Here is a 19,692-nt window from a genome sequence, read left to right as displayed (position 1 = left end):
CGTTCGCGACTGCGGGGCTCGCAAGCTCACTCCTCGCGCTTCACACAGCCGACCTTCCGTTCGCGACTGCGGGGCTCGCAAGCTCACTCCTCGCGCTTCACACATGAGCACCTACTTCCGCAGCTTCGGGTCGAGGGCCTCGCGCATCGCCTCACCGAGCAGGGTGAAGCCGAGCGCGGTGATGATGATCGCGACCGCCGGGTAGATCGCCAGCCCCGGCCGGATGCCCAGGTACGGCTGCGCGTCGGCGAGCATCACGCCCCACTCCGGCACGGCCGTGTCGGGGTTGCCGAGGCCGAGGAAGGAGAGCGCGGCGGCCTCGATGATCGCGGTGGCCAGGGTCAGCGTGGCCTGCACGATCACCGGGGCGAGCGAGTTCGGCACCACGTGGGTGATCGCGATCTTCGACTTCTTCACGCCCAGCGAAGTGGCCGCCAGCACGTAGTCGCTGTTGGCCTGGGAGATCATCGAGCCGCGCAGCAGCCGGGCGAAGACCGGCACGGAGACCACGCCGACCGCGATCATCACGGTGATCAGGCTCGCCCCGAGCAGGGCGGCGATGCTCACCGCCAGCAGCAGGCTGGGCAGCGCCAGCATCATGTCGACGACCCGCATGAGCGCGGTGTCGACGGCCCGGCCCCACCGGCCGCCCAGCCCGGCCGCCGCGCCGGCGACCCCACCGATCAGGGCGCCGACCGCCAGACCGATCAGCGTGGAGACCACGCCGACGAGCAGGGTCTGCCGGGCGCCGACGACCATCCGGCTGAACACGTCGCGGCCCTGGTGGTCGAAGCCGAGCCAGTGGTCTCCGGAGGCCCCCGGGATCAGGCCCTGGCCCGACTTGACCAGGCCCTCGCGGATGCCGATCGCGTCCGTCGGCCCGTACGGGACGAAGAACGGCCCGACGACCGCGACCAGGACGAAGAGCACCAGGATGACCGCGCCGATGATCGCCGCGGGGTTGCGCCGCAGGCGGCGGAACGCCTCCTGCCAGAGGCTGACGCCGCGCTCGTCGTCCCGGGCGGCCAGCTCGGAGAGCCGGTCGATCTTTTCCTTCTTCTTGCCGGTGGTGATCGTCATCGGACCCTCACCCTCGGGTCGATCAGGCTGTAGGAGAGGTCGACCAGGAGGTTCACCAGCACGTACACCACCGCGATGATCATGATGAAGCCCATCAGCACCGGGTAGTCCCGCTGGCCGATGGCGTCGTAGATGAACGCCCCGATGCCGCTGAAGGCGAAGACGGTCTCGGTCAGCACCGCGCCGGAGAGCAGGCCGCCGGTGAGCAGGCCGATCGAGGTGACCACCGGCAGCATCGCGTTGCGCAGCACGTGCCGGCGGCGGACGGTCGACTCGGTGAGGCCCTTCGCCTCGGCGGTGCGGACGAAGTCCTCGTTGAGCACCTCCAGCACGCTGGCCCGGGTGATCCGGACGATGATCGCGAGCGGGATGCTGGCCAGCGCGACGCCCGGCAGCACGAGGTGCCAGATCGCGTCGGCGGCGGCGTCCCACTCCCGCGTCATCAGGCCGTCGAGGACGAAGAAGTTGGTGACCCGGGTGGCGCCGAGCGTCGGGTCCTGCCGGCCGCTGGACGGGAACCAGCCGAGGTTCTCCGAGAAGATCGCCTTGAGTACGTAGGCCAGGAAGAAGACGGGGATGCAGATGCCGATCAGCGAGCCGCCGACCGAGAGGTGGTCGAGCATCCGGCCGCGACGGCGGGCGGCCAGGTAGCCGAGCGGAATGCCGAGCCCGATCGCGATCACCAGCGCCATGACGGTCAGCTCGACGGTGCCCGGGAAGCGCTCCAGGAACTCCGTGGTGACCGCGCGCTTGGTGGAGGTCGAGGTGCCGAGGTCGAGGCGGAGCAGCCGCCGCACGAACCGGCCGTACTGCACCAGGATCGGCTCGTCGAGGCCCATGTTGCGCCGGATCGCGGCACGCATCTCGGGCGTTCCGCGCTCGCCGAGGATGGCGGTCTCGGGGCCGCCGGGCAGTCGACGGAGCCAGATGAAGAGCAGGAGGGAGAGCCCGAACAGCGTGGGTATCAGCTGTAGCAGGCGTCTGACGATGAACCGGAACACGGCGGCCTCGAAGGGGGTACGGAGGGCCGCGGGCGGACGCTGTCGAAGCAGCGCCCGCCCGCGGTCGGAGCGTCAGGTCAGGACTTGAACTCGGCCGTTTCAAGCCGCTCGTCGGTGAGCGGGCTGGCCTTGACCCCGGTCACGTCCTTGCCGAAGACGATCGCCGGCGGCGAGTGCGACACCGGGACGCCGGGCAGGAACTCCATGATGGCCTTGTTGAGGGCCTTGTACTTCTCCACCCGAGCCGCCTGGTCGGCGGTGGTGTCGGCGTCCTGGAACTGGTCGAACAGGGCCTTGTTGGTGAAGCCCCACTCGTCCTTCGGCCGGTCGAACATGGTGCCGATGAAGTTGTAGCCGTCGCCGTAGTCACCGGTCCAGCCGAGGAAGTGGATGTCGTGCTTGCTGCCGGAGGTGGTGGCGTTGAGGTAGTCCGGGCTCCACTTGAGCGGGATGCCCTGGACGTTGATGCCGACCGCCTTGAGGTCCGCCGAGAGCAGCTCGAAGATGTCCTTCGGGTTCGGCATGTACGGGCGGGTGACCTCGGTCGGGTAGTGGAACCGCAGGGTCAGGTTCGTCGCGCCCGCCTCGGCCAGCAACTGCTTGGCCTTCTCCGGGTTGTAGTCGTACTTGACGACGTCGCCGTTCCAGCCCTCGACCGTGTCCGGCATGAAGTTCTCGGCGACCTTGGCGCCCGGGGGCAGCTTCGAGTCGACCAGCGCCTGCCGGTTCAGGGCGTGCGCGATGGCCTGCCGGACCTTGATGTCGGCGAGCTTCGGGTTCCCCTTCTGGTTGATGGCCAGGTAGAGGATGTTGAACGCCGGGCGGGTCAGGACGTTGAAGCCCTCGCCCTTGAGCGGCTCGACGTCGGCCGGGCCGACCAGGTCGTAGCCCTGGATGTCGCCGGAGCGCAGCGCCTGCTTGCGCGCGTTCTCGTCCGAGATGGTCTTGAAGATGATGGTCTTCAGCTTGGCCTTGGCGCCGGCGTAGTCGTCGTTGCGCTCGATGGTCAGCGTCTTGTTGGCGACGTCCCAGGACTTGAACTTGAACGGGCCGGTGCCGGTCGGGTGCTCCATCGCGTAGGACGGGTACTTGATGTCATCGGCGGTGCCGCCCACGTTGCTCGCGTCGTACTTCTCCAGCGCCGTCGGGCTGTGGATGGAGAACGACGGCAGCATCAGCGCGGCCGGGATCTTGCTGGAGACCCGGGTGAAGGCCAGGTCCACAGTGGTGGCGTCCTTGACGGTGCAGGACTTGAAGAGGCTCGGCGGCAGCTCCGCGTCCTCGTTCTTGGCGAAGCCGCCCATGACGTCCTGCCAGTACGCCGTCACGTCCGGGCTCTGCATGAGGCCCTTGGCGTTGTACCAGCGGTCGAAGTTCTTGCAGACCGCCTCGGCGTTGAAGTCGGTGCCGTCGTGGAACTTCACGCCGGAACGCAGCTTGAAGGTCCACGTCGTGCCGGCGGCGTCCGGAGTCCAGGACTCGGCCAGACCGGGGGTGATCTTCGTGCCCCCCTCCTCCGGCGTGACCAGCGTCTCGAAGATGCTGCGTGCGACGCGCAGCGACTCACCGTCGCTGGCGAAGCTCGGGTCGAGCACCTTCGGGTCTCCGGCGACGCCGAAGACGAGGGTGTCCTTCTTGCTACCGCCGGAACTGTCACCGCGGTCGCTCTCGGCGCAGCCTGCTACCGCGAGGGCCGCGACCGCGACGGCCGCGATAGCGACCTTCGGCCTGGATGCACGCATGGTGCTTCTCCTTGGGGGTACGGACAACGTGGTGACAGGGGTCACCGATGGGCGTGACCTTAGCCTTCGTTCGGACCGCCGGGAAACCTTCGTCGAAGCGGTTGGTACCGGATCGTGTCTTAACCGAGGCGTCCCGCCCCGGAGGCAGCGCCGGACCGCCATCAAAGGGGCGAAATGTCCAGGTTGACCGATGCAAATTTGTTACATCTATCGACGCGCGCTTCGTCCACATGTCAGAGCCCACAGTGGATGTCCGAGCGCGTACGGCAGTGGCCGGCACCGGGATCCGGTGCCGGCCACGATCGGCGGATCAGACGGCGCGGCGCCCCTCGAAGGCCCGGCCGAGGGTGATCTCGTCGGCGTACTCCAGGTCGCCGCCGACCGGCAGGCCGCTCGCCAACCGGGTCACCGCGATGCCCATCGGCTTGACCATCAACGCCAGGTAGGTGGCGGTGGCCTCGCCCTCGGTGTTCGGGTCCGTGGCCAGGATCAGCTCCCGCACCGCGCCCCCGCCCAGGCGGGTCATCAGCTCGCGGATGCGCAGGTTGTCGGGCCCGATGCCCTCCAGCGGGTTGATCGCCCCGCCGAGCACGTGGTAGCGGCCCCGGAACTCACCGGTCCGCTCGATCGCGACCACGTCCTTCGGCTCCTCGACCACGCAGAGCACCTCATCGGTGCGGCGCGGGTCGCGGCAGATCCGGCACTGGTCGGACTCGGCCACGTTGTAGCAGCTGGTGCAGAACCGCACCAGCTCCTTGACCTTGCGCAGCGCGCCGGCCAGCCGGTTGACGTCGGCCGGGTCGGCCGACAGGACGTGGAAGGCGATCCGCTGCGCGCTCTTCGGGCCGACGCCCGGCAGCCGCCCCAGCTCGTCGATCAGGTCCTGGATGGCACCTTCGTACATCTGCCGCTCAGAAACCGGGCAGGCCGAGGCCGCCCATGCCGCCGGTGACCGGGCCCATCTTCTTCTCGGTCAGCTCCCGGGCCGCCTCGGCGGCGTTGTGCATCGCCGCGACGACCAGGTCCTCCAGGGTCTCCACGTCCTCCGGGTCGACCGCCTTGGGGTCGATCTTGATCGCCTTGAGCTCCCCGGTGCCGGCGACGGTCGCGGTCACCAGGCCGCCCCCGGCGGTGCCGGTCAGCTCGGCCTCGGCCAGCTCGGCCTGGGCCTTGGCGATCTGCTGCTGCATCTTCTGCGCCTGCTTCAGCATCTGCTGCATGTTCGGCTGTCCACCTGGGCGCACGGATGGCTCCTTCTCGCACTCGTCTGCTCGGCCGCCGCTCAGCCTATCCGCTGGAAGCGGCCTCGCCCCGCCCGGTGCTTCCCCGCCCGGCCTTGCCCTACCGGGCGTCCACCTCGTCGATCTTCTCGGCGCCGAACGCCTCGCGCAGCAGCCGTACCGCCTGCTCCTCGCTGGACTCCCGCGCGGTCTTCTCGTCGAGCACCTCGTCCAGCGGCTCGTCGCCCGGGTCGAAGCCCTCGTAGGTCGGGCTCGCCGGCTGGGCGCCGCCGGGGCGTCCCCCGCCGCCGCGCACCGGCCCGTCGAAGTCCGGGTCGTACGGCGGCTCGCCGGCCCAGTCGGCGTCCGCGGTCTTCCGGGCCGCCTGGGCGGGCCGCGGACCGCGTCCCGCCGCAGCCGCCCGCGCCGCCGCGATCGCGCTGCTCACCGGGGGACCGGCGGGCGCGGCCTGCTGCGGCGCCGCCGAGGGACCGGCCGGCTGCGGTACGGCCGGCGCGGCGGTCACCGACGCGCTGCCCGCCGGTGCGGTGGTCGTCGCCGCGCCCGCCGTCGAGGTGGCCGTCGACGTGGTTCCCGACGTGCCACCCGGCCGGGCCGGTTCCGGCCAGTCGTCGGCGCCCCCGGCCGCGCCACCCGGGCGGGCCGGCTCGGGCCAGTCCTCGCCCCCGCCGGCCGCGCCGCCGGGCCGGGCCGCCTCGGGCCAGTCCCCGGCGTCGTCGGCGGACGTGTTGCCGCCCCGCGCCGCACCCGCGCCGGACGCCGGACGGGTCGGCCCGCCCTGGCCGCCCGCGCCGCCACGAGGCCCACCGGCCACGCCATCGGGCCCGCCGGTTGCACCGCTCGGGCCGCTCGGACCACTCGGGCCGCCGGACATGCCGCCGCCCGCGCCGTTGCCGGACGGGCCGGCGCCGCCCGGGGCTTGGTGGACGGGGGCGGCCGGGGGCGGGGAGGCCGGGCGGGCCGGAGCGGCGGGCCGGGACGGGCCACCGAGCGACGCGCCACCCCGCTCGCCGGCCACCTCGCAGCGGATCTGCCAGCGGCTGCCGAACTCCTCGTACAGCACCTCGGCCAGCACCGAGGTGTGGTTGCCCATCATCTGCGCGAGCACCGGCGACTTGACGGTCAGCACCAGGGTGTCGCCGTCCACGTCGCGGACCACTGCGTCGCGCATCAGCGCGGCGGCCGGCTTCTTGATCCGGTTGACCTTGGCGACGATGTCCGGCCAGACCCGGCGCACCGCGACGGCGTCCAGCGCGCCCGCCGGAGCCGCGCCGGGGCGGGGCGGCTCCGGGGTGGCCGGGTCGGGCATCACCGCCGAGGGCGGCACCGGACGGCGGGTGGGAGCATCGGCGGGCGGGCCACCGGCGGTCGCACCCACCGGGTCCGCGGCACCCGGGACCGCCTCCGCCGACGGGGAACCGGTGGCGGCCCCGGCCGCAGCGCGGGCGGCGGCGACACCGGACGGTGCGGCGGCAGCCGCCGGCGGGCCGGCGGGCCCCGGGTCGGGCGCGGCGGCAGCCGCGGTCGCGGTGGGAGTGTCGGGGCGTACCGGAGCCGGGGCGGCCGGCGCGGGGCCGGCGGCGGCCGGCGGCGCGTCGGTGCCGGCGAGGGTGAGCCGGCGCTCCAGGCGCTCCAGGCGCTGGAGCAGGCCGCCGGTGGTGTCGTCGGCGCCGGGCAGCAGCATCCGGGCGCAGATCAGCTCCAGCAGCAGCCGGGGGGCGGTGGTGCCGCGCATCTCCACCAGGCCGTTGTGCACGATGTCGGCGCAGCGGGACAGGGTGCCCGGGCCGAGCCGCTGGGCCTGGGCGGCCATCCGCTCGATCTGGTCCGTCGGGCCGTCGATCAGGCCCTTGGCGGCGGCGTCCGGCACCTGCTGGAGCACGATCAGGTCGCGCAGCCGCTCCAACAGGTCGGAGGCGAACCGGCGCGGGTCGTGCCCGGCCTCGGCCACCCGGTCGACGGTCGCGTACGCGGCCGCCCCGTCGCCGGCGGCCAGCGCGTCGCACATCTCGTCGATCAGGGCGGCGTCGGTGACACCGAGCAGCGCGGCGGCGCGGGGGTAGGTGACCCCCTCCGGCCCGGCCCCGGCGATGAGCTGGTCGAGCACGGAGAGACTGTCCCGGGCGCTGCCGCCGCCCGCGCGCACCACCAGCGGGAATACCGCCGGCTCGACCGCCACGCCCTCCGCCTCGCAGAGCTGCTCCAGGTAGGGCCGGAGCACCTTCGGCGGCATCAGCCGGAACGGGTAGTGGTGGGTCCGCGACTTGATCGTGCCGAGGACCTTCTCCGGCTCGGTGGTCGCGAAGATGAACTTGACGTACTCCGGCGGCTCCTCGACCAGCTTGAGCAGGGCGTTGAAGCCGGCCGACGAGACCATGTGCGCCTCGTCGATGACATAGATCTTGAAGCGGCTGCGGGCCGGCGCGAAGAACGCCTTCTCGCGCAGCTCGCGGGCGTCATCGACGCCACCGTGGCTGGCCGCGTCGATCTCGATGACGTCGATCGACCCGGCGCCGTCGGTGGCCAGCGAGCGGCACGACTCGCACTGCCCGCACGGCTCCGGGGTGGGACCCTGCTCACAGTTGAGGGACCGGGCCAGGATCCGGGCGCTGGAGGTCTTGCCGCAGCCCCGGGGGCCGGAGAAGAGGTACGCGTGGTTCAGCCGCCCGCTGCGCAGCGCCTGCGACAGCGGCTCGGTGACGTGCTCCTGCCCGATGACCTCGGCGAAGGTGCGTGGCCGGTACTTGCGGTAGAGCGCCAGTGCCACCCGTCCCGCCTCCTCTCGACCGAGCCATTCTGCGCCGGTCAGCCGCGGGTGACCACCCACCCCGCCGGTGACCTGACCCGCAGGGACGTTACCGGCGCCCGGAGACAGAAAGGCCCCCCGTGCACCCGTCAGAGCCCGCTTATCCTTGCTGCCTTCCGGCCCTGGGGAGGTTCACGAGATACACGCCGCACGGGGGGTACCGCCAAGCCTACCCGACCGGCGGTCGATCTTCAGGGGGTGGTGGGGTGGCCGACCCGCCGGGGACCTGTATCCTCTTCTGCGGAGGATTCGCCTAGAGGCCTAGGGCGCACGCTTGGAAAGCGTGTTGGGTTCACACCCTCACGAGTTCGAATCTCGTATCCTCCGCCGTCGACGAAGGGCCGGTCCCACGAGGGGCCGGCCCTTCGTCGTGTACGTCCCCCGATATCAGCCGATGACCGAGATCGACGAGTGGGAGCCCGCCATCCCGGTGATCAGGCGCTGGAACGGCGTCTCCCGGGCCCCGCCGGTGACCAGCCGTACGGAGAGGTAGTCGGCCCCATCGGCCAGGTAGAGCGCCGTCCGCATGCCCGCGCCGCCGACGATCCACTTTCCGCCGCCGCCGGCCCGCTGGAACGAGCCGCCCTCCACGCTGACGGCCGAGGCGGCGATGTGGAAGCCGGCCGAGTGCTGGTCACTGCTGCCGGTCCCCGTCGAGTCGGCGGTGCAGCCGGAGAGCGTGCAGTTCGGGGCGGCGATCTCGAACCCGTTGCCCGCGCTGTCCTGGGCCTCGCAGCCCACCAGCGTGGCGCGGGCGGACTCGATGCGGAAGGCGGGACCCGGCGTCGTCGCGGTACCGGTGCCGTACGCCTTGCTGCCCCAGACCTTGAGGTTGCCGCCGCTGATCAGGTAGCCGCCGGCGGCACCACCCTGGGCGGAACAGCCGCTGACGAAACCGTCGGAGGACTGGATGTTGTAGGCCCAGCCGTCCGCGTGCTCGACCCGGCAGTCGGTCAGCTTGAACTCGCGCTGCCCGCCCGAGTAGGTGCCGCCGAGGTAGATGCCGTCGCCGGTGGTGCGGGTGACGAAGACCCGGGTGAACCACGGTGCCGGGTCCGGCCCGTACGTGGACGGGGTGGCGTTCATCTGGAAGTTGATCCCGTTCGCCACGATGTTCGCCGCGTCGAGCCCGATGTCGGTCACGCACTGGCGGGAGGAGCCGGCGTACGTGCCGGACCACGGGTTGACGACCAGCGCCGCCCCGCTGAAGCCCGAGCCGGCGCGCAGGATCGTAACCAGCGGGCCGGCGCCGATCAGCGCGTGCTTGTCGTCGAGCACCACCGGGGCCTTGACCGTGTAGGTGCCGGGCGCGACGTAGACGGCCCGTTGGCTGCTGCTGCCCAGCGCGGTGTTGATGGCGGCCTGGGCGCCGGCGGTCGGATCCACCTCGTAGGTGGCGCCGGAGCCTGCGGGACCGACCCACGGGATCGCGCCGGTGGACGCGAGTGCGACGGCCTGTGCGGGGGTGACGCTGCCCAGCGCGGGCGCGGCGACGGCGGCGCCCGCGCCGACCATCGCGGCCCGGAGCAGATGACGACGGCCGGAACGGTTGTCCTGCATGCTTCCTCCTGAGCTGGTTGACCCTCGGCCGCCGGGGCGGAACGAGGTGCGGCGTCGGGGCCCGTCGTCGCACGGAGGAAGCGGACAGGTCGACGGGCAGCCCGGCATGCGCCGAGCCGCCAAGTCTCTCCGTCTGTGTCGATCCCCCGTGGCGGCGACGGATCCCGCGCCGCATCGGCGGTCATCATCGCAACTGGTGGCCGATCCGGCTGTCCCCTGCGGGCGGTTCTCGGGACTCGGCAGCCGCCCGCACGGCGCGGCCACCGCCACCGCGGCCAACCCGCCCCGTCCGGGTTCTCGGGCGGGCCCGTGTGGACACCATCACGGCATCCGGGGGGTGACGCGGACGCGCCTGGCCCGACTCGGCTGGTCGAGAGGTGATCTCCGACGCAGGTCGATCAACCGGCAGGGCCGGAACCATACGCTGGCAGCCGCATTCGACAGCGAGATATCCGGGCGGCGGCGACCTGAGGGCGACGACCGGCCCGGGGAAGGCGCGGACACAGATGAACACGATGTTGAACGCCGCCGAGATGCTGGCGGTGCTGGCCGCCGGGGTCGCGGCCGGTGCCATCAACGCGGTGGTGGGCTCGGGCACGCTGGTGACCTTCCCGGTCCTGCTGTCCCTGGGCTATCCACCAGTGGTGGCGAACGTGTCGAACACGGTCGGGCTGGTGCCGGGGTCGTTCTCCGGGGCGTACGCCTATCGCCGTGACCTTGCCGGGCACGGCCGGCTGCTGGCACGGTTGGGCGTCGCGAGCGTGCTCGGGGGGATCACCGGGGGCGTACTGCTGCTGCGGCTGCCGCCGGGGGCGTTCCGGGCCATCGTGCCGGCGCTGATCGGGCTGGCGCTGGTGCTGGTGGTGGTGCAGCCGCAACTGGCCCGGGCGCTGGCCCGCCGGCGGCAGGGCCGGGCGGACGCGCCGCCGCCCGCCGACGGGGAGGTCCGGCACGTCGGGCCGCTCCTGCTCCTCGGTGTGTTCGCCACGGGGGTGTACGGCGGCTATTTCGGCGCCGCCCAGGGTGTGCTGCTGCTGGGGCTGCTCGGGGTGCTGCTCTCCACCGACCTGCGCTGGGTCAACGGGGTCAAGAACCTGCTCGCCGGCCTGGTGAACGGGGTCGCGGCGGTCCTGTTCATCGCCCTGGGCACGGTGGCCTGGCAGCCGGCCCTGCTCATCGCCGTGGGTTCCGTGGTGGGTGGCCTGGTCGGCGGCCGGTGGGGGCGTCGGCTGCCGCCGGCGGCGCTGCGCGCCGCGATCGTGGTCGTCGGGCTCGCCGCCCTGGTCAACCTGCTGGCCTGAGCCGGCACCGCCCGCCGTGGGCCTGGCCGGTCATCCGCGCGCCCGGGTCCACGAGACGAAGCGGTCGGCCAGGTCGGCGGGGTTGACGCCGTGGTCCAGTTCGGCGAGTTGCTCGGCGGCCTCGGCCTGGAGGGTCGCCAGGTAGACGGTGAGCGCGACGCGGTCGTGGCGGTACTCGCCGAGCAGCCGCAGCTTCGCCGCCGAGCAGGGCCAGGCGATGCCGCACGCCCGGCAGCGCCAGGTGGGCCGGGTCGGGACGTGCTCGCGGCGTCGACTCACGGCCGGGTCGCCCCCGCTGCCTCGGCGGCCCCTGGGCCACCGGTGCTCGGCCCGGACGGATCGGCGACGACCGTGACCGGGTGGTTCGGCGGTTGCGCGGGTCGCGCCGTCGATCCGGCCGGCTCGGGGCCGGCGGAGATCAGCATGGCCCGGTCAAGCGCAGGCTCCCGGCGAGGCGCGGGCGGGGTCGGCTGGCATTGACCGGCGACGGCATCGGGCCGGACGGGCAACGGTGCCGGGCCGGGCGGCTGGCGGGTGGGCACGGGCGGGGCCTCCTCCGGGAGCGCGACGAGGAACGCGACGAGCGGGCTGGCTGGAGGGGGCCGCCCCGCCCTCCCCGCCGGGGCGGCCCCACGACTGGCGCGACCGCCGGGCTTCCTCGCCTCCACCGGCCGCGCCGCCTTCGTCACCCCAACTTGCCGGTGGTGAGCAGACAGATACACCGCGTAAATGTATGGTCGCCAGATATTTGGGACATCCGATGGGAGGAGCCCGTGAACGACGCGCTGCGGGTCGCGCTCAGCGACACCGGGCACACGACCGAGTCCCTCGCCGAGAAGGTCGGCGTCGACCCGAAGACGGTGGGGCGCTGGCTGACGGAGGACCGCATCCCGCATCCGCGACATCGGTTGGCGGCGGCGGAGGCCCTCCACCGGGACGTGTCGGACATCTGGCCGGACACTTCGAGACGTCGTGACCCGATCTGGTTCCGTCCGTGGCAGGAGATCGAGCGCGAGGCGGTGTCGCTGCGGTCGTACGAGTCGGTGGTGCTGCCCGGGCTGCTCCAGACCGAGGCGTACGCCCGTGCCGTGCTGACCGGCGGGGGCCTGTTCCCCCGGGGCGACGTCGAGCGGCACCTGGCGTCCCGGCTCGCCCGGCAGGGCATCCTCCGGCAGGACGAGCCACCGCTGTTCACGGCCGTCGTCGACGAGGCGGTGCTGCGCCGGCCGGTCGGCGGCCGGGCCACCATGCGCGACCAGCTCCGGGCCCTGGTCACCGCCTGCGCCGAGCCGCACGTCCGGGTGCACGTCGTGCCGTCGTCAGTGGGCGCCTACGCGGGGCTGAACGGGCCGTTCGTCATCGCCAACAGCCACGACCACCGGATCGCCGGCTACCTCGACAACCAACTCCAGGGCCAAGTGGTTAGCGACCCCGCGGACATCGCGGCCATGATGGCTGCGTGGGAGAACGTGCGCGGCGAGGCGCTGACCCACTGGCAGTCTGTCGATCTCATCACGGAAGTGGCGGAGACATGGAGCTGAATGGCGCGCGGTGGCGCAAGAGCAGCCGCAGCAGCGGCAACGGCGGCAACTGCGTCGAGGTCGCCGACAACCTGCCCGGCGTCGTCGCCGTGCGCGACTCGAAGGACCCGGCCGGCCCGGCGCTCGCTTTCCCGCCGGCGGCGTGGCGCGCGTTCGTCAGCCGGATCGCCGAGCGCCCCTGACCGAGCGGCGGTGTGACCAAAGCGGCGGTAACCGAGCAGCGGTAACCGAGCAGCGGTAACCGAGCAGCGGTAACCGAGCGGCGGTGACCCGGGTCGCGTCCGGGGCGGCGGGGAGACTCCACCGCCCCGGACGACCTGGGGTCACTCCGCCGGCACCGTGGCGGCCTCCAGGGTCGCCCGCGCCCGCCGCAGCGCGCCGGCCCGCCCGGCCGGCGTGCGCGCCTTGAGCAGCGGCAGGAAGATTCCGTACCGGTCGCTGCGGCTCAGGGCCTCGAACGCCACGCGGGCACGGTCGCTGTCCGCGAGCGCCGCGACGAGATCCTCGGGTACGGCGGCGCTGCGCTGCGGGGCGTACGCCCATCGGCCGTCGGCCTTCGCGGCGTCGACCTGCGCGCGGCCGGCGGGGCGCATCCGGCCGGCCGCCTCCAGGGCGGCCACGCGGTCGACGTTGATCCGCGACCAGGGGCTGCCCGGCCGGCGCGGCGAGTAGCGCTGGAGGAAGTGCGTCGCGTCCAGGCGGCGGCGGTGGCTGTCGATCCAGCCGTGGCAGATGGCGACGTCGCCGGCCTGCGCCGCGCTCATGGCGACCGCACCCGAGCCCTTGCGGGGAATCGCCAGCCAGGCTTCGGACCGGGTGCCGGCGTGCGCGGCGAGCCACCCGTCCCACTCGTCGGCGTCCGCGCACCGGATTATCTCGACCTCGTCCACGATCGTCAGCCCTGCCCGGCGAGGATCTCGACGTGGTGCGGGTTGTACATGACGCCCAGCAGGTTGCCGAACGGGTCGACCACGGTGGCGGTCACGAAGCCGCTGCCCCGGTCCTGCGGCGGCTCGTGGGCGGTGGCCCCCAGAGCGAGCAGCCGCGCGAACATGCCGTGCACGTCGTCGACGTGCCAGTACAGGACGACGCCGCCCGGCCCGGACGTCGCGCCCGGCGGCCGGTAGCGGCTGTCGATGAGGCCAAGCTCGTCCTGGTGGTCGCCGAGGCGCCATTCCGCGTAGCCGTCGCGCAGGAAGTACGGCTCGAAGCCGATCAGTTCCGTGTACCAGCCCTTGGCCGCCGGCCAGTCCGCCGCCCAGTAGCTGACGTTGGCCATGCCGCGCAGTCTCGGTGTCTCCGTCATGACCTCACGCTAGGACGGGTTGAGGAACGTCAGCTTCCTCAACCTCGGGCAGAATCGGGAAAATGCTGGAAACCTCGGTACGGCTCCTGCGGCTCCTCTCGCTGCTCCAGCAGCGGCGCGGCTGGTCCGGCGCCGACCTGGCGGCCCGGTTGGCGGTCACCACCCGGACCGTCCGCAACGACGTCGACCGACTCCGGCAGCTCGGCTACCAGGTGGACTCGACCACCGGCCCGGCCGGCGGCTACCGCCTCGGCGCCGGCACCGCGCTGCCGCCGCTGCTGCTCGACGACGACGAGGCGGTGGCGGTCGCGGTCGGTCTGCGGGCGGCCGCGGCGGGCTCGGTCACCGGCATCGAGGACGTGTCGCTGCGGGCGCTGACCAAGCTCGAACGGACCCTGCCGGCGCGGCTGCGCCCGCGCGTCGACGCCCTGCGCACCACCACGGTCTCGGCGGCCGGTGGCGGGCCGACCGTCGACGCCGACACGCTGACCACCGTCGCGGCGGCGGCCCACCGGCACGAACGGCTGCGGTTCGAGTACGCCGGCCACGACGGGAGCACCAGCGTGCGCGACGTCGAGCCGCACACCCTCGTCTACACGGGCCGCCGCTGGTACCTGCTGGCCTGGGACACGGACCGGCGGGACTGGCGCACGTTCCGCGCCGACCGGGTGCGTCCGCTGCCGCCGGCCGGGCCACGGTTCGTGCCGCGCGAGCCGCCGGGCGGCGACGCGGCGGCGCACGTGCTGCGCGGCGTCCGCTCGCGGGTCTGGGCGTACCAGGCGCGCATCCGTTTCCACGCGCCGGCCGCCGTGGTGGCCGAGCGGAGCACCCCCACCTCCGGCGAGATCATCCCGATCGACGACGCGACGTGCGAGCTGGTCACCGGCACCGACTCGCTGCACGACCTGGCCACGTACCTGAGCAAGTTCGACGTCCCGTTCACGGTCCTGGCTCCCCCCGAACTCCACGACCTCCTCCACACCCTCGCCACCCGCTACCTCGCCGCCCTCCCCCACCCACCCCGGCGATCTCGCACTTCGCGCCCGGGCGAAGGCGCGCATTCCGCCTGAAACGGGGGCCGAAAGTGCAAGATCGCGGGGGTCGACGGTCCCCACGGCGGCGGGGATGGGCGGGTAGCGTGCGGTGGTTGGTGGCGGAGCCGGTTCCGTCGTACACATGTTCCATCCACAGGCTGTGGACGGCGGAGGGCTCCGATGGGTTACCAGCTCAGTGCGGTCGTCGCGGACGCCGAGTTGCTCCGCGAGCAGACCCCCGACCTCGACCACGCGGTCCTCGGCGAGCTGCGTCAGGATTTCGCACTGCTGCCGGTCACCTCGCAACTGGTCGAGGAGCTGACCGGGGCGCTGCCCGACTACTCGGTGGCGGAACGGTCGCCGGAGGAGCCGTTCCACCTGGTGCTCTCGGCGGCCCTCGCCGGGGTCCTCGCGCGCTGGTCACGGTCGGGTCCGGTGGCCTATGTGGAGGCGGAGTTCGCTGGCGGCGTCGGCTACCAGTCGGCCGTGGTGTGGCTTGGTGGCGGGGTGAGCTGGGGTCCGCGCGTCGACGGCCACCTCGACGGGCCGCGGGCGGAGTGGCCGCTCAACGCCGCGCTCGTCCGGCTCGGCGCGGAGCCCGGGGCGTGGATCGACCCGTTCGCCGAGCTGGGCCTGCACGTCGAGCGGAGCACCGCCGGGTGGCTCGCGCACGGCCGCCGGCGGCTGAGCGCCGACTACTGGGACGAGCTGGCCGAGGAGTGGGAAAGCCGGCAATCTGGAAACGACCAGCAACCTGAGCGCCCCGGCCCCGTTGGGGACTGGGGGATTCTATGAAATTGCGACAATTCGTCTTCATCGCGACGCTGCTGACGGCTGCCTCGATCGCGGGCAGTGGCGCGCGCCCGCAACTGCCCGAAATGGACGGCCGGCCCGCCGGGGCCCTCGACGTGGTCGGCCTGAACGGGCTCCACAACGTCGAGTTCGGCGACACCGAGGACGAGCTGACCCGGCGGGGCATCCTGCGTACCGACGTCGGCGCCTGCGGCCCGTCCCTCGCCGGACACGACACGACCAGCCCGATCTTCGTCGACGACCGGCTCGTGCTGCTCTGGCTCGGCGACGCGACGCGCACCCCGGAGGGCGTCACCGCCGGCAGCCCCGTCGACGAGGTCTGGAGCCGCTACCCGTCGGCGCGCGAGCTGGAGGCTCCACAGGGGACGCACCGGTTCGCCGGGCTGCTCGCCCGGCGGGGCGACCGCGCGTACCTGTTCCTGCACGACGGGCGTACGGTCCGCAAGATCATCGTCGGGTACGCAGAGTGGGCTGAGCGCCTCTTCGAGGAGGGCCACAGCCCCTGCTGAACTCCGCCGGTCGGTCTTCGACACCAGCGGCGTGCGGTACCGCGGCCCGACCGGCTACGCCTTGCGGATGGACCGGGCGTCGACGGGGTCGGGGGCGCGGCAGGCATGTGCAGCGGAGTGCCGGGTATCCGCCGGACATGGCGCGGTACACGAAGCCCGAGCTGAGAGAACAGCTCAAGGAAGAGATCATGGCTTCCGACAAGGGCGGCAGGCAGGGGCAGTGGTCGGCGCGCAAGTCGCAACGGCTCACGAAGGAATACCAGAAGCGCGGCGGAGGCTACGAGGGCCCGAAGGACGAGCGGCAGAAGTCCCTGCAGCGTTGGGGCGGCGAGCACTGGCAGACCAGGGAAGGCGACACCCGGGCGCGGCACGGCGACGAGACGAGTCGATACCTGCCCAAACAGGCCTGGGAGCAGCTCTCCGACGAGGAGCAGCGCAAGACCGACGCCAAGAAGCGGAAGGAGTCGAGGTCCGGCAAGCAGTACGTCGCCAACACCGAGCGGGCCAGCCGCGCACGCCGGAACGCCACGTCGGTCGGGCGGCTGTCGGAGCTGCCGGTTGCCGAGGCGGCCAAGCTCGTCCGGGGCCTCGACACGAGCCAACTCAAGGCGGCACTGCGGAACGAACGCGACAACAAGGGTCGCAAGACGCTCATCCAGCGGCTGGAGTCGGAACTCGACCGGCGCTGACGGGCGTCCGGGTTACCGCGCCCGCTCGCGTACCGCCGAAACCGGGACCACACGCGGAACGCCCGGTGCGATCCTCGCGGATCGACCGGGCGTTCTCGCTGTTCACGAGCGGTGGCGGTGGGATTTGAACCCGCGGAGGGCGTAACCCTCACACGCTCTCGAGGTCTGCGACCATGCATCCGTGGTGGTTCGGTAGTGGCCGCGAGCAGGTATGACGGTCTCCGACGAATGGAGGCGTGCACCTGCGGACCGTGGCGAACGCGACCACAAATGAGACGCCCCTGCCACGCCGTCGCCTCGACCCCGGTCACCTGTGTGATCGTCCTCAGCCGGGGACTCCTCGGTCGCCCGGCCCGGTCGGTTCCCGCTACGTCCGGAGCCGGTTGGCTATCGCGTGGACCAGGAGGACCACCCAGCCGATCGCGGCAAGCGCGCCGGCCACGGCGAGCCCGGTGAAGAGCAGCCAAGTACTGCCGCCCTGGGCGGCGAAGACACCCCTGCGGGCGCCGGTGTCACGGGCCGCCACGGTGGCCCCCGAGGTCAGCCCATCCGGCCCGTCGTAAACGATGACGTCGTTACGCGGCGTCCCGCCCCCGTCCGGGACGAAGTCGCCGTGCCAGGTGCAGTTGCGGCCGCACGTCTCGTAGCGCGCGGTGAATGTGCCCGCCGTGCCGTCACCGGACTTCGCCTGCAAGGCCGGAGCGACGTCGGGTACGGCGAGGGCCAGCCCGAGGAAGGTGAGGAAAGGAAGCCCAACCCAGAGCAGGAACTTCATCCCCCAGCCAGCTGTCCCATTCGCCACGAGCACACCGTAACGAGATCGGTCCAGCTGTCATGACCACTCACCGCCGCGCGGCACTAGCACACAACTGAGACCAGAACTGAGACCACCAAGCGGAACGCCCGGTCGATCCTCGCGGATCGACCGGGCGTTCTCGCTGTTCACGAGCGGTGGCGGCGGGATTTGAACCCGCGGAGGGCGTAAACCCTCACACGCTTTCGAGGCGTGCTCCTTAGGCCACTCGGACACGCCACCGCCGACGAGGGTACAGGACAGCGGGTCTGGATGCCGAACCGGTGTCCCCGCCTCCGGCCTGGCAGGATCCTTGCCATGAGTACGCACATCGGCGCGAAGCCGGGAGAGATCGCCGAGCGGGTCCTGATGCCGGGCGACCCGCTGCGGGCCAAGTGGATCGCGGAGACCTACCTCGAGGACGCCAAGTGCTACTCGACGGTCCGGGGCATGCTGGGCTTCACCGGGCGCTGGAACGGCGTCGAGGTCTCCGTCCAGGGCTCCGGCATGGGCATGCCCTCCGCCTCGATCTACGCCCACGAGCTGGTCAACGAGTACGGCGTGAAGTCGCTGATCCGGGTCGGCTCCTGCGGTGCCCTGACCGAGGACCTGCGGCTGCGCGACGTGATCGCGGCGATCGGCTCGTCCACCGACTCGAACATGAACCGGATGCGTTTCGACGGGCTGATCGACTACGCCCCGGTCGCGGACTTCGGGCTGCTGCGCACGTCGGTCGAGGTGGCCGAGCGGCGCGGCATCACCATGCGGGTGGGCCCGATCCTGGCGGCGGACGCCTTCTACACCGACCGCCCGGACCTCTACGACACTCTCGCCGACTACGGCGTGCTGGCGGTGGAGATGGAGTCGGCGGCGCTCTACACGATCGCCGCCCGGTTCAAGGCCCGCGCGCTGACCCTGCTGACGGTCAGCGACCACATCAAGACGGGCGAGAAGACCACCTCCGAGGAGCGCGAGCAGACCTTCAGCCAGATGGTCGAGATCGCCCTGGACACGATCATCGCCTGATCCCCCTCCCCTTCGGCTCCGCCGCCCCGTCGTCCGTTGGACGGCGGGGCGGTGTCGTGACGACCGTCACCCGACAAAACTATACGACCGGTCGTGCTTATTTATTAGCCTCTGCCCATGACACTCGACGGACGAGTCGCGCGGGGCGACCGGACCCGCACGGCCACGCTGGACGCCGCCGTGGTGCTGGCCACCGAGGTCGGCCTGCACGGGCTCTCCCTCGCCCAGCTCGCCGACACGCTCGGGGTCAGCAAGTCCGGGCTGTTCGCGCACTGGCGCTCCAAGGAGGCGCTCCAGCTCGCCACCATCGACCGGGCCGTGGAGCAGTGGCAGGAGCGGATCGTCGCCCCGGCCCTGCGCGCCCCCGGCGGCGTACGGCGGCTCTGGGCGTTGCACCAGGCCCGGATCGACTTCTACGCCGCCCGGGTGCTCCCCGGCGGCTGCTTCTTCGCCAGCACCGACTTCGAGTACAACGCCCGCCCCGGCCCGGTCCGGGACCGGCTCGCCGAGGTGTTCGGCCGCTGGGCCGCGTTCCTCGAGCGGCTCGTCCGGGAGGCCGTCGACGCCGGCGAGCTGCCCGCCGACACCGACGTCCCGCAGTTGGCGTACGAGATCGACGCGCTCGGGATCACCGCCGCGCTGCGCTCCCGGCTGCTGGACCCCGACACCGCCTACCGGCACGCCCGCCAGGGCCTGCTGAACCGCCTACGGGCGTTGTGCCCCGACCCCACCCTGCTACCGGAAGGCCGCTCATGAGCCACGCCATCGCCGACCAGCCCGCCGTCGAGTTCGGTCACGTCGAGCACGTCACGGTGCACTTCGACGACCTCGACGCCCTCGGCCTCCTGCACAACGCCCGGTACGCGGTGCTGCTGGAACGGGCCCTGACGCCGTACTGGGCCGCCCGGGGCGTCTCGTTCCAGGGCGGGCAGCGCAGCGCCCCCGACGTGTTCCACGCGGTACGCGAGTTCACCATCACCTACCGCGCCCCGATCACCGGCACCGGGCCCGTGGCAGTGCACTTCTGGCTCGAACACTTCGGCACCAGCAGCGCCGAGTACGCCTACCAGTTCCGCTCGACCGACGGCCGCACGGTGCACGCCGAGGGCCGGCGCGCCATCGTCCGGCTCGACCCGGCGACCCTGCGGCCCGCCCCGTGGACCGAGACCGCCCGCGCGGTGGCCGCGACCCTGCTCCGCCCCGCCCCGACGCCGGCCTGAGCGACCGGAAACGCCCCGGTCGATCGGCGC

General features: G+C 72.4%; 21 protein-coding genes, 2 tRNA genes and 1 other RNA gene. 11 read left to right on the top strand and 13 right to left on the bottom strand.

Features of this window, described 5'->3' with window-relative positions:
- Positions 1-111: 111 nt before the first annotated feature.
- The 7 genes from ACGFZ2_RS26355 to ffs all read right to left on the bottom strand — a co-directional run bounded on the left by ACGFZ2_RS26355 (position 112) and on the right by ffs (position 8,030).
- A complete protein-coding gene (locus ACGFZ2_RS26355) occupies positions 112-1,080 on the bottom strand; it encodes an ABC transporter permease (protein WP_393457872.1) in 969 nt (322 codons plus the stop codon).
- Complete coding sequence (locus ACGFZ2_RS26350) at positions 1,077-2,081, bottom strand: ABC transporter permease (protein WP_393457869.1); 1,005 nt, start codon at positions 2,079-2,081, stop codon at positions 1,077-1,079. Before ACGFZ2_RS26350 ends, ACGFZ2_RS26355 begins: the two co-directional genes overlap by 4 nt.
- A 77-nt stretch (positions 2,082-2,158) precedes the next feature.
- On the bottom strand, positions 2,159-3,823 hold the full coding sequence (locus ACGFZ2_RS26345; protein ID WP_393457866.1) for an ABC transporter substrate-binding protein: 1,665 nt from the start codon (positions 3,821-3,823) through the stop codon (positions 2,159-2,161).
- Positions 3,824-4,133: 310 nt separating this feature from the next.
- Positions 4,134-4,727: a recombination mediator RecR gene (recR, locus tag ACGFZ2_RS26340; RefSeq protein WP_350683348.1), complete on the bottom strand. Its 594-nt coding sequence runs from the start codon at positions 4,725-4,727 to the stop codon at positions 4,134-4,136.
- A gap of 7 nt (positions 4,728-4,734) precedes the next feature.
- Positions 4,735-5,043 carry a YbaB/EbfC family nucleoid-associated protein gene (locus ACGFZ2_RS26335; protein ID WP_218106165.1) on the bottom strand — a complete coding sequence of 103 codons (309 nt, stop codon included), beginning with the start codon at positions 5,041-5,043 and terminating at the stop codon, positions 4,735-4,737.
- A 121-nt stretch (positions 5,044-5,164) separates the two neighbouring features.
- Positions 5,165-7,831, bottom strand: a complete 2,667-nt coding sequence (locus tag ACGFZ2_RS26330) for a DNA polymerase III subunit gamma and tau (RefSeq protein ID WP_393457863.1) — start codon at positions 7,829-7,831, stop codon at positions 5,165-5,167.
- A gap of 108 nt (positions 7,832-7,939) precedes the next feature.
- Positions 7,940-8,030, bottom strand: an RNA gene (gene ffs / locus ACGFZ2_RS26325) — signal recognition particle sRNA small type.
- Positions 8,031-8,112: 82 nt separating this feature from the next.
- Between ffs and ACGFZ2_RS26320 the strand changes: the two genes are divergently transcribed.
- Positions 8,113-8,197: transfer RNA gene (locus ACGFZ2_RS26320), tRNA-Ser, on the top strand.
- Positions 8,198-8,257: 60 nt separating this feature from the next.
- On the opposite strand, the gene ACGFZ2_RS26315 is transcribed toward ACGFZ2_RS26320, so the two are convergent.
- Complete coding sequence (locus ACGFZ2_RS26315) at positions 8,258-9,430, bottom strand: glycosyl hydrolase family 28-related protein (protein WP_393457860.1); 1,173 nt, start codon at positions 9,428-9,430, stop codon at positions 8,258-8,260.
- A 506-nt stretch (positions 9,431-9,936) separates the two neighbouring features.
- Here ACGFZ2_RS26315 and ACGFZ2_RS26310 point away from each other — a divergent pair.
- Positions 9,937-10,731, top strand: a complete 795-nt coding sequence (locus ACGFZ2_RS26310) for a sulfite exporter TauE/SafE family protein (protein ID WP_393457857.1) — start codon at positions 9,937-9,939, stop codon at positions 10,729-10,731.
- A gap of 30 nt (positions 10,732-10,761) precedes the next feature.
- On the opposite strand, the gene ACGFZ2_RS26305 is transcribed toward ACGFZ2_RS26310, so the two are convergent.
- Complete coding sequence (locus tag ACGFZ2_RS26305; RefSeq protein WP_393457854.1) at positions 10,762-11,010, bottom strand: flavin reductase; 249 nt, start codon at positions 11,008-11,010, stop codon at positions 10,762-10,764.
- Between the two features lie 494 nt (positions 11,011-11,504).
- Here ACGFZ2_RS26305 and ACGFZ2_RS26300 point away from each other — a divergent pair, with 494 nt between their 5' ends.
- Positions 11,505-12,272 (top strand): Scr1 family TA system antitoxin-like transcriptional regulator, encoded by a 768-nt coding sequence (locus ACGFZ2_RS26300; RefSeq protein ID WP_393457851.1) that lies wholly within the window; start codon positions 11,505-11,507, stop codon positions 12,270-12,272.
- The gene (locus ACGFZ2_RS26295; RefSeq protein ID WP_357456327.1) at positions 12,263-12,454 is read left to right on the top strand and encodes a DUF397 domain-containing protein; all 192 of its coding nucleotides are present in this window, start codon (positions 12,263-12,265) and stop codon (positions 12,452-12,454) included. Before ACGFZ2_RS26300 ends, ACGFZ2_RS26295 begins: the two co-directional genes overlap by 10 nt.
- Positions 12,455-12,595: 141 nt before the next feature.
- Here the strand turns inward: ACGFZ2_RS26295 and ACGFZ2_RS26290 are convergent, their stop codons facing one another.
- Together ACGFZ2_RS26290 and ACGFZ2_RS26285 are read right to left on the bottom strand one after the other, a co-directional pair.
- Positions 12,596-13,162, bottom strand: coding sequence for a YdeI family protein (locus ACGFZ2_RS26290; RefSeq protein WP_393457848.1), 567 nt, complete (start codon positions 13,160-13,162; stop codon positions 12,596-12,598).
- Between the two features lie 5 nt (positions 13,163-13,167).
- Positions 13,168-13,578 (bottom strand): VOC family protein, encoded by a 411-nt coding sequence (locus ACGFZ2_RS26285; protein ID WP_393457845.1) that lies wholly within the window; start codon positions 13,576-13,578, stop codon positions 13,168-13,170.
- 62 nt (positions 13,579-13,640) lie between these two features.
- Here ACGFZ2_RS26285 and ACGFZ2_RS26280 point away from each other — a divergent pair, with 62 nt between their 5' ends.
- The 4 genes from ACGFZ2_RS26280 to ACGFZ2_RS26265 all read left to right on the top strand — a co-directional run bounded on the left by ACGFZ2_RS26280 (position 13,641) and on the right by ACGFZ2_RS26265 (position 16,623).
- A complete protein-coding gene (locus ACGFZ2_RS26280) occupies positions 13,641-14,648 on the top strand; it encodes a helix-turn-helix transcriptional regulator (protein WP_393457842.1) in 1,008 nt (335 codons plus the stop codon).
- A gap of 144 nt (positions 14,649-14,792) precedes the next feature.
- Positions 14,793-15,407, top strand: a complete 615-nt coding sequence (locus ACGFZ2_RS26275) for a hypothetical protein (protein WP_393457839.1) — start codon at positions 14,793-14,795, stop codon at positions 15,405-15,407.
- A 32-nt stretch (positions 15,408-15,439) separates the two neighbouring features.
- Complete coding sequence (locus tag ACGFZ2_RS26270) at positions 15,440-15,934, top strand: hypothetical protein (protein WP_393458086.1); 495 nt, start codon at positions 15,440-15,442, stop codon at positions 15,932-15,934.
- Positions 15,935-16,071: 137 nt separating this feature from the next.
- Positions 16,072-16,623, top strand: coding sequence for a hypothetical protein (locus ACGFZ2_RS26265; RefSeq protein WP_393457836.1), 552 nt, complete (start codon positions 16,072-16,074; stop codon positions 16,621-16,623).
- Between the two features lie 367 nt (positions 16,624-16,990).
- Here the strand turns inward: ACGFZ2_RS26265 and ACGFZ2_RS26260 are convergent, their stop codons facing one another.
- Together ACGFZ2_RS26260 and ACGFZ2_RS26255 are read right to left on the bottom strand one after the other, a co-directional pair.
- Complete coding sequence (locus tag ACGFZ2_RS26260; RefSeq protein ID WP_393457833.1) at positions 16,991-17,425, bottom strand: hypothetical protein; 435 nt, start codon at positions 17,423-17,425, stop codon at positions 16,991-16,993.
- 147 nt (positions 17,426-17,572) lie between these two features.
- Positions 17,573-17,659, bottom strand: a tRNA-Ser gene (locus ACGFZ2_RS26255).
- Positions 17,660-17,734: 75 nt separating this feature from the next.
- On the opposite strand from ACGFZ2_RS26255, the gene deoD reads away from it, so the two are divergent.
- The 3 genes from deoD (at position 17,735) to ACGFZ2_RS26240 (ending at position 19,662) form a co-directional block, all read left to right on the top strand.
- Positions 17,735-18,442, top strand: a complete 708-nt coding sequence (deoD, locus tag ACGFZ2_RS26250) for a purine-nucleoside phosphorylase (RefSeq protein ID WP_393457830.1) — start codon at positions 17,735-17,737, stop codon at positions 18,440-18,442.
- Between the two features lie 117 nt (positions 18,443-18,559).
- Entirely contained in the window at positions 18,560-19,198 is a 639-nt protein-coding gene (locus tag ACGFZ2_RS26245) for a TetR/AcrR family transcriptional regulator (protein WP_393457827.1), read from the top strand.
- Positions 19,195-19,662, top strand: coding sequence for an acyl-CoA thioesterase (locus ACGFZ2_RS26240; RefSeq protein ID WP_393457824.1), 468 nt, complete (start codon positions 19,195-19,197; stop codon positions 19,660-19,662). The genes ACGFZ2_RS26245 and ACGFZ2_RS26240 overlap by 4 nt, the downstream gene beginning before the upstream one ends.
- The last annotated feature ends 30 nt before the right edge of the window (positions 19,663-19,692 follow it).

This window comes from Micromonospora sp. NPDC048063, assembly GCF_043202855.1.
Taxonomy (GTDB): Bacteria; Actinomycetota; Actinomycetes; order Mycobacteriales; family Micromonosporaceae; genus Micromonospora.
This window is presented reverse-complemented; position numbering and strand designations above follow the sequence as displayed.

What these genes read in the sequence shown, in the direction of transcription:
- ACGFZ2_RS26355 (WP_393457872.1), bottom strand. Translation starts at nt 1,080, where the DNA reads ATGACGATCACCACCGGCAAGAAGAAGGAAAAGATCGACCGGCTCTCC.
- ACGFZ2_RS26345 (WP_393457866.1), bottom strand. Translation starts at nt 3,823, where the DNA reads ATGCGTGCATCCAGGCCGAAGGTCGCTATCGCGGCCGTCGCGGTCGCG.
- recR (WP_350683348.1), bottom strand. Translation starts at nt 4,727, where the DNA reads ATGTACGAAGGTGCCATCCAGGACCTGATCGACGAGCTGGGGCGGCTG.
- ACGFZ2_RS26335 (WP_218106165.1), bottom strand. Translation starts at nt 5,043, where the DNA reads ATGCAGCAGATGCTGAAGCAGGCGCAGAAGATGCAGCAGCAGATCGCC.
- ACGFZ2_RS26315 (WP_393457860.1), bottom strand. Translation starts at nt 9,430, where the DNA reads ATGCAGGACAACCGTTCCGGCCGTCGTCATCTGCTCCGGGCCGCGATG.
- ACGFZ2_RS26310 (WP_393457857.1), top strand. Translation starts at nt 9,937, where the DNA reads ATGAACACGATGTTGAACGCCGCCGAGATGCTGGCGGTGCTGGCCGCC.
- ACGFZ2_RS26295 (WP_357456327.1), top strand. Translation starts at nt 12,263, where the DNA reads ATGGAGCTGAATGGCGCGCGGTGGCGCAAGAGCAGCCGCAGCAGCGGC.
- ACGFZ2_RS26285 (WP_393457845.1), bottom strand. Translation starts at nt 13,578, where the DNA reads ATGACGGAGACACCGAGACTGCGCGGCATGGCCAACGTCAGCTACTGG.
- ACGFZ2_RS26280 (WP_393457842.1), top strand. Translation starts at nt 13,641, where the DNA reads ATGCTGGAAACCTCGGTACGGCTCCTGCGGCTCCTCTCGCTGCTCCAG.
- ACGFZ2_RS26275 (WP_393457839.1), top strand. Translation starts at nt 14,793, where the DNA reads ATGGGTTACCAGCTCAGTGCGGTCGTCGCGGACGCCGAGTTGCTCCGC.
- ACGFZ2_RS26265 (WP_393457836.1), top strand. Translation starts at nt 16,072, where the DNA reads ATGGCGCGGTACACGAAGCCCGAGCTGAGAGAACAGCTCAAGGAAGAG.
- deoD (WP_393457830.1), top strand. Translation starts at nt 17,735, where the DNA reads ATGAGTACGCACATCGGCGCGAAGCCGGGAGAGATCGCCGAGCGGGTC.
- ACGFZ2_RS26245 (WP_393457827.1), top strand. Translation starts at nt 18,560, where the DNA reads ATGACACTCGACGGACGAGTCGCGCGGGGCGACCGGACCCGCACGGCC.
- ACGFZ2_RS26240 (WP_393457824.1), top strand. Translation starts at nt 19,195, where the DNA reads ATGAGCCACGCCATCGCCGACCAGCCCGCCGTCGAGTTCGGTCACGTC.